The following is a 13,092-nucleotide window of genomic DNA, read 5'->3' on the forward strand; positions in this document are numbered from 1 at the left end:
TTGCTGAACATCGGCGGGCTGAAAACAACACGGCGCGCCCCTGAGGGACGCGCCGTGCTGGATGACTTCAGGCGGAAATCATCAGGCTTCGATGCCGCGCGATTCCAGATAGTCTTCGTAGCCGCCGCGGTAGTCGATGATCTCGCCAGACGGCAGGATTTCGATCACGCGGGTGGCCAGGCCGCTCACGAATTCGCGGTCATGCGACACGAACACCAGCGTGCCTTCGTACTTTTCCAGTGCGAATTGCAGGGATTCGATCGATTCCATGTCCAAGTGGTTGGTGGGCTCGTCGAGCAGCATGACGTTGTGCCGGCCCAGCATCAGGCGGCCGAAGGTCATGCGGTTCTTTTCGCCGCCCGACAGCACCTTGGGCGCCTTGGGCAGATCATCCGCCGAGAACAGCAGGCGGCCCAGCACCGAACGGATCGACTGGTCGTCGTCACCCGGCTGGCGGTGGTCGCCCATCCAGTCCAGCAGGTTGATGTCGGTTTGCAGGAATTGGTCGGACACGTCCTGCGCCATGTAGCCCAGGTCGGCGTTGTCGGACCATTTCACCGAACCCGAATCCGGCTGCAATTCGGTGGCCAGCAGGCGCAGCAAGGTGGTCTTACCCACGCCGTTCGCGCCGATGATGGCGATCTTTTCACCCGCATCGACCATGGCCGAGAACTTGGTGATGACGGGCGCGTCGTACGCCTTGGTCAGGTTTTCAACCGTGACGGCCAGACGGTGCATGACCTTGTTCTGCTCGAAACGGATGTACGGGTTCTGGCGCGACGACGGCTTGACCACGACCTGGTCGGCCTTGATGCGGTCAATCTGCTTCAAGCGCGAGGTCGCCTGGCGCGACTTCGACTTGTTGGCGGCGAAGCGGCGCACGAAGTCTTGCAGTTCGGCGACGCGTTCCTTGGCCTTGGCGTTGTTGGACACCAGGCGTTCGCGGGCCTGGGTGGAGGCCAGCATGTAGTCGTCGTAGTTGCCCGCGTAAATGCGGATTTCGCCGTAGTCCACGTCGGCCATGTGCGTGCACACCTGGTTCAGGAAGTGGCGGTCGTGGCTGATGATGATCATCGTGCTCTGGTAGCCGTTGAGCACGTTTTCCAACCAGCGGATGGTGTTGATATCCAGGTTGTTGGTGGGCTCGTCCAGCAGCAGGACGTCGGGGTTCGAGAACAGCGCCTGCGCCAGCAGCACGCGCAGCTTCCAGCCCGGGGCCACTTCGCGCATCGGCAGGTTGTGCTGGTCAACGGCAATTTCCAGGCCCAGCAGCAATTCGCCTGCGCGCGCTTCGGCGGTGTAGCCGTCGTACTCGGCGAACTTGGCTTCCAGGTCGGCCGCGCGCATGTAGTCGTCTTCGGTGGCTTCCGGGTTCGCGTAGATCGCGTCACGCTCGGACATGGCGGCCCACATTTCGGTGTGGCCCATCATGACGACGTCCAGCACGCGCAGGTCTTCAAACGCGAATTGGTCCTGGCGCAGCTTGCCCAGGCGCACGCCCGGCTCCAGCGACACGTTGCCACCGGAGGACTCGAGGTCGCCGCCGATGATCTTCATGAACGTAGACTTACCGGACCCATTGGCCCCGATCAGCCCGTACCGGTTGCCTTCCCCGAACTTGACGCTGACGTTCTCGAAAAGGGGCTTGGGACCGAACTGGATGGTGAGATTGGCTGTGGATATCACGGTGTATTTGAGTCTGTAGGCGTCCGAAGACGCATGCGAGGAAACCCGATAGTGTAGCAAATGACTTTACGGGTCCGGCTTGCGCGGGACCCGTAAGGGTGACGCTGACTGCGGCGATCAGTGGTGGTGTTCGTCCAGCACCAGATGCGCCAGGCCCTTTTCGGTGGCAATGCCCACCTTCTGCCCGATCGGCAAGGTGGCCTTGGTGGCCACGTGGCCGTAGGGCAAACCGGTGATGACCGGCACCTTGACCGTCTTGCGCAGCCACGCCACGACTTCATGCAGGTCGTAGCCCTTGTCGTGCGGCGCCAGCTTGTAATCGGTGAAACGGCCCAGCACGATGGCCTTTTGTTTGGCCAGGATGCCCGCCTGCCACAGCTGGATCAGCATGCGTTCGACGCGGTACGGATGTTCGGCCACGTCTTCCAGGAACAGAATGCCGCCGCGAATCTTCGGCATGTAGGGCGTGCCGATCAGCGATGTCACCATCGCCAGGTTGCCGCCCCACAGGATGCCGCGGGCGTCGACGGCGTCGGCGTCCTGCGTTTCGAAGCTCAAGATTTCCAGTTCGCCGCGCATGACTTCGCCAAACAGCGCTTCGGTCAGGTCGTCGACTTTCTTGCCGCCGAAGTCCGCCACGGCGGTCGCGCCGGAATAGCTGACCGCGCCGGTTTTGGCCAGCAGGCCCAGGTTGAACGCGGTGAAGTCGCTCAAGCCCACGAAGCGCTTGCCGCTGTCGGCCATGGCCTTCCAGTCGATCTGGTCCAGCAGCCGGCCCATGCCGTAGCCGCCGCGCGTCACCATGACGATCGGCAGCTTCTGCTTGGTGGCGCGCGTCAGGCAGGCCAGACGCTGGGCGTCCGTGCCGGCAAAGCGCTGATGCTCGGCCAAGGCAGTGCGGTCCAGCGCGGTCTTGAAGCCTTGCTGCTGCAAGCGTTCGCGCGCCAGTTCCACCGTGGCCGGGTCGCGCACGGCCGAAGACGGCGAGATCAGGTAGATGCCACGCGCGTCCGGCAGCGAGTGGGCGTGATCATGGCTGTGGTCATGCCCGCAATCATCCCCGCAGGTGGGGCCGTGATCGTGGTCATGCGTAGGGGTGCTCATGCGATGGATTCCTTGGCGCGGCGTTCGCGGAAGAACCGGCGCAGCAGGTCGCCGCAGGGTTCCGCCAGCACGCCGCCGGTGACTGAAGTGTGATGATTGAGTTTCGGGACCGCGCCCACGTCCAGCACGCTGCCGCACGCGCCGGTCTTCGGGTCGTAGGCGCCGAACACGACGCGCGCGAGCCGCGCATGCAGCATGGCGCCGATACACATGACGCAAGGCTCCAGCGTGACGTACACGGTGATGCCGGGCAGACGGTAGTTTTCCAGCTGGCGCGCCGCGTTGCGCAAGGCGACGATCTCGGCGTGCGCAGTGGGGTCGTGGTCGATGATGGTGCGGTTGTAGCCACGCCCCAGGATCTCGCCCTTGGCCGACACAACCAGCGCGCCCACCGGCACTTCGCCGATGTCGTACGCGGCCTGCGCTTCTTCAAGGGCCAGACGGATGTAGCGGGCGTCTTCTTCGGTCCAGGCCGAAAACGCGGCGGCAGTGGCGTCGGCAGTGCCGTCGACCTCAACCACGGTACACCCGAGATTTCAGGGCGATGCGGCCGGCCAGGCTGGTCACGGCCTCTTCCAGCCATTGGTAGAGCTCCGCTTCTTCGTCGTAGCGGGCCTGGTTCAGGTTCGACACCCGCCCTTCTTCGATGAAGCCCCAGGCGCGGCTGCGCTTGTCGCGATGCTTAGGGTCCCAGACGCCGAACGCAAAACCGCCTGCGCGGCGGATCAGCGAGAAGCACGGGATGTCGGTATAGCCGTCGCCCACGAACACCATCTGGTCGAACGGGACGCGCAAACGGTCTTCGGGCACCTTGCGGTTGACCTCGAAGGGCTTGTTGCGGAAGTCGCGCCCGATGATGCCTTTCTGAATGTGGAACAGGTAGCGCGTCTTGTCGGTGAAGCTGACGATACGGCGCGGGAACGTGATGCCGCCGTCTTCGCCGTAGACAAATTCGGACGCCCAGATCTCGGTGAATTCGTGCGCGATGGGCGTGGAGCGCACCACGTCGCCAATGCCGCTTGAGATCAGATAGAACTCAAGCTGCACTTGCGGCTGTTCGGCGCGCACGGCCGCGCGCAGGCGCTGGAACAAGGTCGGCACGCCGTCATGCAAGTCCAGGCGGGCGCCCCACTCTTTCAAGCGCTGCTGCGTGATCAGGCCGTGCGTGCCGGCCTGCGACAGCTGGATCATCTTGTACAGATAGGCGGGCACGGGGTCCCAGTCTTGCTGCGACAGCAAGGGGTCCACCTCGTCTTTCCAGAACGAGGCCGTGTCCACACCGATGCTTTCGAGAAAACCCGACGTGCTGTCTGACGCCAGCGTGTCGTCGAAGTCGAAAATCAGGGCGATGACGTCGGACATGGAATTGGGGGATAAGGACGAGTGGAAACGAAACGGCGGGCGCGAAAGGACGCAAACGGACGGCGCAAAAAAGCGCACAGCCGCCATTTTGCCTGAATGTGGTGGCGGCTGTGCGCGGTGTTGCTTGTGGGTATTGCTTGCCGGTGTTGCTTGCCGGTGTTGCTTGCTGGTGTTGCTTGCCGGTTTTGCTTGCCGGTATTGCTTGCCGGTGTTGCTTGCTGGTGGCGCTTGCTGGTGGCGCTTGCTGGTGGCGCTTGCTGGTGGCGCTTGCGCTTCGGCCATGATCGGGCCGCAAGCTCAGGAATGGGCGCGGGTATGGGCTGCACCTGCGCACGGCCACGTTACGCCCGTGGCCGCGCGCCCTTCCCGCGTTTATTGACGCATCGGCGCGTTCATCGTGCCGGTAGCGGGCGGCACCGAGCCCGGGGCGGGAGGCGGAGGCGCCATGCCCGATGCGGGCGGAGGCGGCGCCATGCCCGGCGCCGGAGGCGGCACGCTGCCGGCCGGCACCTGGATCACGGTTTCGCGCAGCACGCCGCCGCCCTGCACGCTGCCGCGCACGTTGGTGGGCGACGACATCTGGGTCAGGCAGTCCTGCCGCGCGGTGGCGGGCAGCCGGTTGCAGCGGTCAACCATGTTCTGCTGATGCTGGTCCGTGCTTCCATCCTTCAAATTCTGGCGATTGGCTTCATCGCGCGCGGCGCCGGCTTCGCGCATGCAGGTTGCGCGGTCCTGGTTGGTGTTGCCGCTTTTGCACTTGGCCACATCCTGTTCGTACTGGGACTGGATGCCGGCGCGGCCGATGGCATCCGCCGCGTGGACCGCTCCCGCGGCCAACATCAAGCCCGCCGCGCAAAGGGATGCCGCAAGGCGTTTGGTATGCATGGGTCGTTTGTTCATGGCCAGCTCCTTTAAGAATTGAACCGAAAACGGCAGTGACCCGACAGCGGTCACGCCGCTTGCTTGGAATCCACTATCCCACGATGCCGCGCCGGGGACATGTCGAGCAACATGAATTCGTAAGTTGTCGTATCAGGCACCGAATTTGCGCAGGCCGGGGGCCAGACGGAAATCCAGACGAAAAAACAGGGGCGGTTGGCCCCTGTTGCGTTCAATTCCGCGGCGCAGCACGGCGTGCGCCGTTCACAAGCCGTGGCGCTTGTTACCAGTGCTAGCGGGCGTCCAGGTCGGCGTCGGCTTTGGTCAGGCGCTTGCGGTAGGTCGCGGCGCGCATCAGCAGCATTGCCGTCACGGGCGACGACACCACCAGCAGCAGCGTGATGATCACTTCGTGAAACACCGGACGCGCGGACAAGGCCGAGAACACCAGGATCGATGCAGCCAGCACGCAGCCGCAACCCAGTGTGTTGCCCAAGGTAGGCGCGTGGATGCGGGCGTAGAACGAGCGAAAGCGCAGCAGGCCGGCCGAGCCGGTCAGCGCCAGCAAGCCGCCCAACACCAGCAGGATGCAGGCGGGAATGCCGGCCCACAGGGGGATGGTGGCCTCGATCATGGCTCGATCACCTCGCCGCGCAACAGGAAGCGCGCCATCGCAGTGGAACCGACGAAGCCGAACAAGGCGATCAGCAGCGCGATGTCGAAGTACAGCGGCGAGCCCGAGCGGATGCCGAAGACCAGCATGGTCAGCATGCCGTTGATATACAGCGTGTCCAGCGCCAGCACGCGGTCCTGCGCGGTGGGCCCGCGTAGCAGGCGGATCGCGGCAAACACCATGCCCAGCGCGAAACACACCAGGGCGAAGGACGCCGCCCAATACAGTGCGGTGTTCATAGTCATTCAAACATCTCCATCAACGGGCGCTCGTAGCGCTCCTGCACCAGCTTGACCCAGTCGTCTTCGTTCTGAAGATCAAGCACGTGCAGCTTCAGGCTGTGATCGGGCGTCAGGTCGACCCAGACAGTGCCAGGGGTATAGGTGACGATGCAGGCCAGCATCGCCAGGCCGTGCGGGTCGCGCATCGTCAGCGGGATCATGATGAAGCCGGGCGAAAAATCGTTTCGCCGGGGGTTCAGGATCAGTTTGCCCACGGCAATGTTCGACTTGATGATGTCGACCGTCACGTGCAGGAACAGGGGCACGGCCTTCCAGAGCCGGTGCGGACGCGCATGCAGCGGACGCAGCCGGGATGCAGCCCAGGTGAACCACAGCGCCAACGCCGCGCCCAGCGCGATCTGCCCGGCCGACAGGCTTTCGTTCAGCACCAGCCACAGGACGAACAGGAATACAGGCAGGAAAAGGAAGTAAACACGGCGCATCAGCTTCCTCCTTGAGCGCCGCGCACGGTCTGCGCGGACATGACGGCATCAATATAAGACTTGGGTTGATCCAGCGAGCGCGCCGCGTCGTCCAGGTAGGCCGACACCGGGCCTGCGCCCGCCGCCAGGCCCACGCACAACAGCAGCAGCACGGCCACCGGACCCGCTTCGATCACGCGCAGACGCGGCGTGCTGCGATCGTCGCTGGCCCAGAACACGCGAATACCCGTGCGGCTCAAGCCGATCAGGCCCGCCAGGCCCGACACGAGCACGGCGGCCACCAGAATCCACGCGTCCATCGGCGGTGCGGATTCCGTGGCGGCGGACACCGCCGCCGACAACAGCGAGAACTTGGCCACGAAACCCGACAAGGGCGGCAAGCCCGTCACCAGCAAGGCGCAACAAATGAAGGCCAGCCCCAGAAAAGCCATGGCCGCCGGAATGGCCACGCCCACCACGTCGTCGGACCGGTTGACCGAGGCTGGGTCGTCCAGGTCGAACGCGTCGAGCGTCACGGCCAGCACGTTCGCGCCGAAGCTGCGCGTGCGTTCGATGAGTTCAGCCAGCATGAAGAACGCGCCCGTCGTCAGCACGGAACTGATCAGGTAGAACAGCGCGGGACCGGTCAAGGTGACGCCCGGCATGCCCAGCGCCGTCAGCAGCGTGCCGGCCGAGACGATGACGCAGTAGCCCACCATCTTCTCCAGCTGCTGCGTGGCCAGCAGGCCCAGCGCGCCGAACAGCAGCGTAGCCAGACCCGCTGCGAACATCCAGTCCAGGCTGAAGGCCGCGGGCGCGCCCGAGGGCAACAGCAGCGAGCCGATGCGCAACAGCGCATAGATGCCGACCTTGGTCATGATGGAGAACATGGCCGCAATGGGCGCACCGGCCGAACCGTAGCCCTTGACCAGCCAGAAGTTCAGCGGCCACGCGCCCGCCTTCACCAGGAAGGCCACACCCAGAATGGCTGCGCCGGCTTCGAACAGCATGCGGTCGGGGCCCGCCAGATTGCCGGCACGCAGGGCCAGGTCGGCCATGTTCAAGGTGCCGGTGACGCCATAGATCAGCGCGATGCTGATCAGCAGCAGGAACGACGCCACGAGGTTCACGGCGATGTATTGCAGGCCGGCGCTGACGCGCGCCACGCCCGAGCCATGCAGCAGCAGGCCATAGGAGGCTGCCAGCAGCACTTCGAAGAACACGAACAGGTTGAAGAGGTCGCCCGTCAGGAAGGCGCCGTTCAGGCCCATCAGCAGGAACTGGAACAGCGAATGGAAATGGACGCCTGCGCGGTCCCAGCGGGCCAGCGCGTAGGTCAGCGTCGCCAGGCCCAGCACGGCGGTCAGCGTCAGCATGACGGCGGCCAGGCGGTCGACGACCAGCACGATGCCGAAGGGCGCCGGCCAATCGCCCACCAGGTAGACCCCTACCCCGGTCGGCCAAACGTCTGGCACGCCGCCGCCCGCCACCACCAGCAAGGCGATGGCGGCCGCCAGTTGCGCCAGGGTCGCAACCATTGAAATGGCGCCCCGCGTGTAGCGGCTGGTATCGGCCAGCAACAGCATCACCGCGCCCGCAACCAGCGGCGTGATGATCGGCAGAATTGGAAGGTGTTGAAGCCAGAAACTCAAGATTGGGACTCCCGTCCATCAACGTGGTCGGTACCCGTAAGGCCGCGGGAGGCCAGCAGAACAACCAGGAACAACGCGGTGGTGGCGAAGCCGATCACAATGGCCGTCAGCACCAGTGCTTGCGGCAAGGGGTCGGCGTACCAGGAAGGGTCATGCGCCGTGGCGGGGTCCAGCACCGGCGGGCGGCCCGACGTGAGCCGGCCCATGCCGAAGATGAACAGGTTCACCGCATAGGAAACGAGCGACAGGCCCATGATGAATTGGAAGGTGCGCGGACGCAGCAGCAGCCAGACGCCCGAGCCCGCCAACACACCGATCGCAATGGCATAAATCAATTCCATCAGGCTTCCCCTGTTTGTGCGGCGGCCGCTTGCATCTCGGCGGCGGCCTTGCGTTGTGCGCGCAGCGATTGGTGAGCCAGCGCCACCAGCACCAGCACGGTGGAGCCAACGACCAGCATGTATACGCCCAGGTCGAACAGCAGCACGCTGGACAAATGAATATGGCCGATCACCGGCAGCGACACATCCCAGGCCAGCGCGGCCAGGAACGGCTTGTACGCCAGCCACGCCGTGACCGCCGCGGCGCCTGCCGCCAGCAGGCCCAGGCCGATCCAGTTCTGCGGGTTGAGGCGGCTGCGCGATTCCACCCAGTACACGCCGCCCACCATGTATTGCAGGATGACGGAGGTGGCGAAAATCAGGCCGCCCACAAAACCGCCGCCCGGTTGATTGTGGCCACGCAGCAGGAAGTAGACCGAGATCAGCGCCGAGGTAGGCAGCAACAGGCGCACCAGCACCGTCGGCACCATCATCGACCCCGTCGGCACTACCGACTTGATATCGGGTGCGGCCGGCACGCCGCCATCCTGTTCCTTTTGCTGGCGCGGCAGGTCGGCGCTTTCGGCGGCCGGACGGAAGCGGCGCAGCAGCGCGTAGACGGTCAGCGCCACGATGCCCAGCACCGTGATTTCGCCAAAGGTATCGAAGCCGCGGAAGTCCACCAGAATCACGTTCACCACGTTGGTGCCACCGCCGTCAGGCAGCGCGCGGTCTACGAAGTAGGACGAAATGGTGTCGCCTTGCGGGCGCACCAGCACGGCGTAAGCTAACGCCGCCATGCCCGTGCCGGCGGCCGTGGCCATCAGCAAGTCGCGCAGGCGGCGGCCGCGGGCGCGCAACGTGGCCTTCAGGGTTTCTTCGTCGTCCTGTTCAATCCGGCGCGGCAGCCAGCGCAGGCCCAGCAGCAACAGCACCACGGTGACGACTTCAACCGACAACTGGGTCAACGCCAGGTCAGGCGCCGAGAACCAGACGAAGGTCAGGCAGGTGATCAGCCCCGCGCCACCGGCCAGGGCCAGCGACGCCAGACGGTGGTATTTGGCCTGATAGGCGGCGCCCAGCGCGCAGGCCGCGCCCACCCCCCACATCAGCGCAAAGGCCGGGTCAATAGCCGACATGCGTTCGGTGCCATCCAGCCAGCCGCCGCCGCGCAGCGGCAGCCAGGCCACGAACAAGGCCCCCAGCACGATCAGCAGCATCTGCACTTGCAGGCGCGTGGATGACACCCAACGCAGCAGCCAGGCAGCGGCCACGCTGGAGCCGTCCAGCAAGGCCTCAAACGTGCGCCGGCCATCCAGGCGATAGATGAACGGCACGCGGCCGGGGTTGGCGCGCTGATGCGCCCGCAACGCCAGATACAGCAGCACGCCCGCAGCGGTTGCGACCATGCTCATCACCAGCGGCAGATTCACCCCGTGCCAGACGGCCAGACTGTATTCGGGCATGTTCTCGCCCAGGATGCTGCGCGCGGCGGTCGCCAGGAACGGGCCGACCGTCAGGCCTGGCACCACGCCCACCAACAGGCACATGAACACCAGCAATGCGCTGGGGAACAGCATCCAGCGCGGCGGCTCGTGCGGCGCACGCGGCAGATCCGTCGCCGGCGGGCCGAAGAAGACTTGCAGAATGAAGCGCAGCGAATAGGCCACGCTGAACGCGCCAGCGATGGTCGCCATCAGCGGCAGGCCGATCTCGGTAAAGCGGTCGCCGCTGACGAAGGTGGTTTCGGCGAAGAACATTTCCTTGGACAGGAAGCCGTTCAGCAGCGGCACCCCAGCCATCGACGCCGCCGCCACCATCGCTAAGGTGGCGGTAATGGGCATGGCTTTATATAGGCCCGACAAGCGGCTCAGGTCGCGCGTGCCGGTTTCATGGTCGACCACCCCCGCCGCCATGAACAGCGACGCCTTGAAGGTGGCGTGGTTGATCATGTGGAAAATGGCGGCCACCAGCGCAAGCTCGCTGTTCAAGCCCAGCAGCAGCGTGATCAGGCCCAGATGGCTGATCGTGGAATACGCCAGCACGCCCTTCATGTCTTGCTGGAAGATGGCGGCGTACGCGCCCAGCACCAGTGTGATCAGCCCTGCTCCGCCAATGATCCAGAACCATTGATCCGTACCTGCCAACACCGGCCAGAACCGCGCCAGCAGGAACACGCCGGCCTTCACCATCGTGGCCGAGTGCAGGTAGGCGGACACCGGCGTCGGCGCCGCCATGGCGTTGGGCAACCAGAAATGGAACGGGAATTGCGCGCTTTTGGTCAGCGCGCCCAGCGCCACCAGCACCAGCACGGCGGGATACCAGGGGTCGGCGCGGACGAGATCGCCCGAGGCCAGCACGCGATCCATGTCGTAGCTGCCCACGATATGGCCCAGGATCAGCACGCCGGCCAGCAGGCAGAGCCCGCCCCCACCCGTCACCGTCAATGCCATGCGCGCGCCGCGGCGGGCATCCAGGCGGTGGTGCCAGTAGGCGATCAGCATGAACGACGCCAGGCTGGTCATTTCCCAGAACAACACCAGCTGGATCAGGTTGCCGGACAGCACTACGCCCAGCATGGCGGCCATGAAGGCCTGGAAGAAGGAGAAGAAGCGCGGCACCGGGTCTTCCGGCGACATGTAGTAGCGCGCATACAGCACCACCAGCGCGCCCATGCCGGAGACGATCAGCGCGAAGAGCCACGCGTAGCCGTCCATGCGCAGGGTGAATTGCAGGCCCAGGGCGGGCGCCCAGGGCATGTCCGCCCGGATCACGCCGCCGTTGGCGACTTCCGGGTACAGACTGGCAATCAGAACCACACAGGCCAGCGCGATGAGGCCGGCCAACCACGCCTCGGCATTGCGAGCGTTGGAAGGCAGCAGCGCGGCGCACAGGCTGCCGGCAAACGGCAGAGCGAGGATCAGGATCAGCGACATGGCGTTCCGAGAATGTCCGGGCCCCCTCCCGCCAGCACGTGGCAGCGAAAGACGAAACAGACCGGGGATTAACAACAAAGACGGAACCCTGGCCCGGTGCGTCGCTGCACTACACGTTGCCCCGCGGGGACATCAACCAACGCCCATTGAACGGCGCAGACAGAAACAAACGCAATAGCTTTCTTGCAAGACCGGCCAAGAATCTCATCCGAAAAATATCAGATTCTTGTAAGTTATGCAGAGATTTATGCGTGAACCCGGCTAATGACAGCACGATGACTGCGCAATGATTGCGCAATGACAGCTAATCGACATCTGTTCATCTTGTTGTCAGGCTTGGCTTTTTCGCCTAACTGACGTCATTTTCAGACACCGCTGCAACACCGAAAAAATATTTTGGCACGAGGCAGGGTGAATCCTGAGTTGACCGTAGGGGGATTCCTGTGTGGAATTGCGTCCACGAAGTGTATGCAACTCCCGTATCCGGCTACGCACGCTTCACCGACGCCGGCCCAAGAAGCCGGCCGGCTCGGAACAACAATATGGAGAAGACTCTTGACCGTGCTGTCTCATGCCAAGGCCGTTCTGGCCGCCGCCATTGCAGGCGTCTGCTTTAGCTCCGCGGCCCTCGCCGCCGACCCCTACCCCAACAAACCCATCCGCCTGATCGTCCCGTTTGCGGCCGGCGGCACCACCGATATCGTGGCCCGCATCGTGGCCGAAGGCCTGGGCCGTGAGCTCGGCCAAGCCGTCGTAGTTGAAAACCGGGGCGGTGGCGGCGGCTCGATCGGCGCCGACGCGCTGGTCCGTTCCGCGCCGGACGGCTACACGCTGGGTGTTGCCACCGTCAGCACCATGGCCACCAACCCGGCCACCAACCCCAAGAACCCGTACAACCCGATCAAGGACTTCACGCCGATCACCAACCTGGTGAACGTGCCGAACGTGCTGACGGTGAACCCGGCCGTGCCGGCCAAAAACCTGGCCGAATTCATCAAGCTGCTGCAAGACAACCCGGGCAAGTACAGCTATGCCTCGTCAGGCGCAGGCGGCATCGGCCACCTGGACGGCGAATTGTTCAAGTCGCTGACGAAGACCGACATGGTGCACGTGCCCTACCGCGGTTCGGGCCCGGCGCTGAATGACGTGATCGCCGGCCAGGTGAACGCCCAGTTCGACAACCTGCCGTCGTCCATGCCCCACATCCAGGCCGGCAAGCTGCGCGCCCTGGCCGTGGCCGCCCCCAAGCGCCTGCCCGCCCTGCCGGACGTGCCGACCTTCAAGGAAGGCGGCCTGCCTGAAATGGACAACATGGCCTGGTACGGCCTGGTGGCCCCTGCCGGCACCCCCAAGGCTGTGGTGGATCGCATCCATGATGCCGCCATCAAGGCGCTGAAAGACCCGAAGATCGTGCAACGTCTGGCTGACGGCGGATCGCTGGTGGACGGCAACACGCCCGCCGAATACGCCGCCCAGATCCAGCGCGAGCTGGAACTGCGCCAGCGCATCGCCAAGGAACGCAACATCGTTTCGACGAACTGATCGTCACTGCGGGCGAGCCGCCCTCTTTATTGGGGACGGCTTGCCCACTTGACTAGCGATGCCTGGGTGTTAGCATCTGGCCCCGTGCGATCCGATTTTTCTCCCATCCCTCCCGCTGCTTGCGTCCTTTGCGCCCTGCGCTCGACTCTGTTGAGCTCGCAGGAAGTCGCCGCGCGTTCCGCTTACGCGCGCTCCAAGCCCGGCTAATCAGCCGGCGTCTTCGCTCCCCCTTCTT

12 protein-coding genes are annotated in these 13,092 nt (G+C 64.7%); 1 reads left to right on the forward strand and 11 read right to left on the reverse strand.

The window, feature by feature from the left end:
* Positions 1 to 81: 81 nt before the first annotated feature.
* The 11 genes from HV765_RS05470 to HV765_RS05520 form a co-directional block, all read right to left on the reverse strand.
* The gene (locus HV765_RS05470) at positions 82 to 1,686 is read right to left on the reverse strand and encodes an ABC-F family ATPase (RefSeq protein WP_054421760.1); all 1,605 of its coding nucleotides are present in this window, start codon (positions 1,684 to 1,686) and stop codon (positions 82 to 84) included.
* A 117-nt stretch (positions 1,687 to 1,803) separates the two neighbouring features.
* On the reverse strand, positions 1,804 to 2,790 hold the full coding sequence (locus tag HV765_RS05475) for an LD-carboxypeptidase (RefSeq protein ID WP_175169046.1): 987 nt from the start codon (positions 2,788 to 2,790) through the stop codon (positions 1,804 to 1,806).
* Positions 2,787 to 3,311 carry a tRNA adenosine(34) deaminase TadA gene (tadA, locus tag HV765_RS05480; protein WP_175169047.1) on the reverse strand — a complete coding sequence of 175 codons (525 nt, stop codon included), beginning with the start codon at positions 3,309 to 3,311 and terminating at the stop codon, positions 2,787 to 2,789. The genes HV765_RS05475 and tadA overlap by 4 nt, the downstream gene beginning before the upstream one ends.
* Positions 3,304 to 4,152, reverse strand: coding sequence for an HAD family hydrolase (locus tag HV765_RS05485; protein WP_175169048.1), 849 nt, complete (start codon positions 4,150 to 4,152; stop codon positions 3,304 to 3,306). The genes tadA and HV765_RS05485 overlap by 8 nt, the downstream gene beginning before the upstream one ends.
* Positions 4,153 to 4,524: 372 nt before the next feature.
* A complete protein-coding gene (locus HV765_RS05490) occupies positions 4,525 to 5,052 on the reverse strand; it encodes a hypothetical protein (protein WP_245636267.1) in 528 nt (175 codons plus the stop codon).
* Positions 5,053 to 5,323: 271 nt separating this feature from the next.
* Positions 5,324 to 5,665 (reverse strand): monovalent cation/H(+) antiporter subunit G, encoded by a 342-nt coding sequence (mnhG, locus tag HV765_RS05495; protein ID WP_054421756.1) that lies wholly within the window; start codon positions 5,663 to 5,665, stop codon positions 5,324 to 5,326.
* The gene (locus HV765_RS05500) at positions 5,662 to 5,943 is read right to left on the reverse strand and encodes a K+/H+ antiporter subunit F (RefSeq protein WP_175169520.1); all 282 of its coding nucleotides are present in this window, start codon (positions 5,941 to 5,943) and stop codon (positions 5,662 to 5,664) included. Before HV765_RS05500 ends, mnhG begins: the two co-directional genes overlap by 4 nt.
* A 2-nt stretch (positions 5,944 to 5,945) precedes the next feature.
* Positions 5,946 to 6,428 carry a Na+/H+ antiporter subunit E gene (locus HV765_RS05505; protein WP_054421752.1) on the reverse strand — a complete coding sequence of 161 codons (483 nt, stop codon included), beginning with the start codon at positions 6,426 to 6,428 and terminating at the stop codon, positions 5,946 to 5,948.
* On the reverse strand, positions 6,428 to 8,059 hold the full coding sequence (locus HV765_RS05510; RefSeq protein WP_054421750.1) for a monovalent cation/H+ antiporter subunit D: 1,632 nt from the start codon (positions 8,057 to 8,059) through the stop codon (positions 6,428 to 6,430). The genes HV765_RS05505 and HV765_RS05510 overlap by 1 nt, the downstream gene beginning before the upstream one ends.
* Positions 8,056 to 8,400, reverse strand: coding sequence for a Na+/H+ antiporter subunit C (locus tag HV765_RS05515; RefSeq protein ID WP_054421748.1), 345 nt, complete (start codon positions 8,398 to 8,400; stop codon positions 8,056 to 8,058). The genes HV765_RS05510 and HV765_RS05515 overlap by 4 nt, the downstream gene beginning before the upstream one ends.
* A complete protein-coding gene (locus HV765_RS05520) occupies positions 8,400 to 11,315 on the reverse strand; it encodes a monovalent cation/H+ antiporter subunit A (RefSeq protein WP_054421746.1) in 2,916 nt (971 codons plus the stop codon). The genes HV765_RS05515 and HV765_RS05520 overlap by 1 nt, the downstream gene beginning before the upstream one ends.
* A 555-nt stretch (positions 11,316 to 11,870) precedes the next feature.
* Between HV765_RS05520 and HV765_RS05525 the strand changes: the two genes are divergently transcribed.
* Positions 11,871 to 12,857, forward strand: a complete 987-nt coding sequence (locus HV765_RS05525) for a tripartite tricarboxylate transporter substrate binding protein BugE (protein WP_054421745.1) — start codon at positions 11,871 to 11,873, stop codon at positions 12,855 to 12,857.
* Positions 12,858 to 13,092 lie beyond the last annotated feature (235 nt).

Source organism: Achromobacter kerstersii (genome assembly GCF_902859595.1).
GTDB lineage: Bacteria > Pseudomonadota > Gammaproteobacteria > Burkholderiales > Burkholderiaceae_B > Achromobacter > Achromobacter kerstersii.

What these genes read in the sequence shown, in the direction of transcription:
- mnhG (WP_054421756.1), bottom strand. Translation starts at nt 5,665, where the DNA reads ATGATCGAGGCCACCATCCCCCTGTGGGCCGGCATTCCCGCCTGCATC.
- HV765_RS05475 (WP_175169046.1), bottom strand. Translation starts at nt 2,790, where the DNA reads ATGAGCACCCCTACGCATGACCACGATCACGGCCCCACCTGCGGGGAT.
- HV765_RS05515 (WP_054421748.1), bottom strand. Translation starts at nt 8,400, where the DNA reads ATGGAATTGATTTATGCCATTGCGATCGGTGTGTTGGCGGGCTCGGGC.
- HV765_RS05490 (WP_245636267.1), bottom strand. Translation starts at nt 5,052, where the DNA reads ATGAACAAACGACCCATGCATACCAAACGCCTTGCGGCATCCCTTTGC.
- HV765_RS05500 (WP_175169520.1), bottom strand. Translation starts at nt 5,943, where the DNA reads ATGAACACCGCACTGTATTGGGCGGCGTCCTTCGCCCTGGTGTGTTTC.
- HV765_RS05485 (WP_175169048.1), bottom strand. Translation starts at nt 4,152, where the DNA reads ATGTCCGACGTCATCGCCCTGATTTTCGACTTCGACGACACGCTGGCG.
- HV765_RS05505 (WP_054421752.1), bottom strand. Translation starts at nt 6,428, where the DNA reads ATGCGCCGTGTTTACTTCCTTTTCCTGCCTGTATTCCTGTTCGTCCTG.
- HV765_RS05520 (WP_054421746.1), bottom strand. Translation starts at nt 11,315, where the DNA reads ATGTCGCTGATCCTGATCCTCGCTCTGCCGTTTGCCGGCAGCCTGTGC.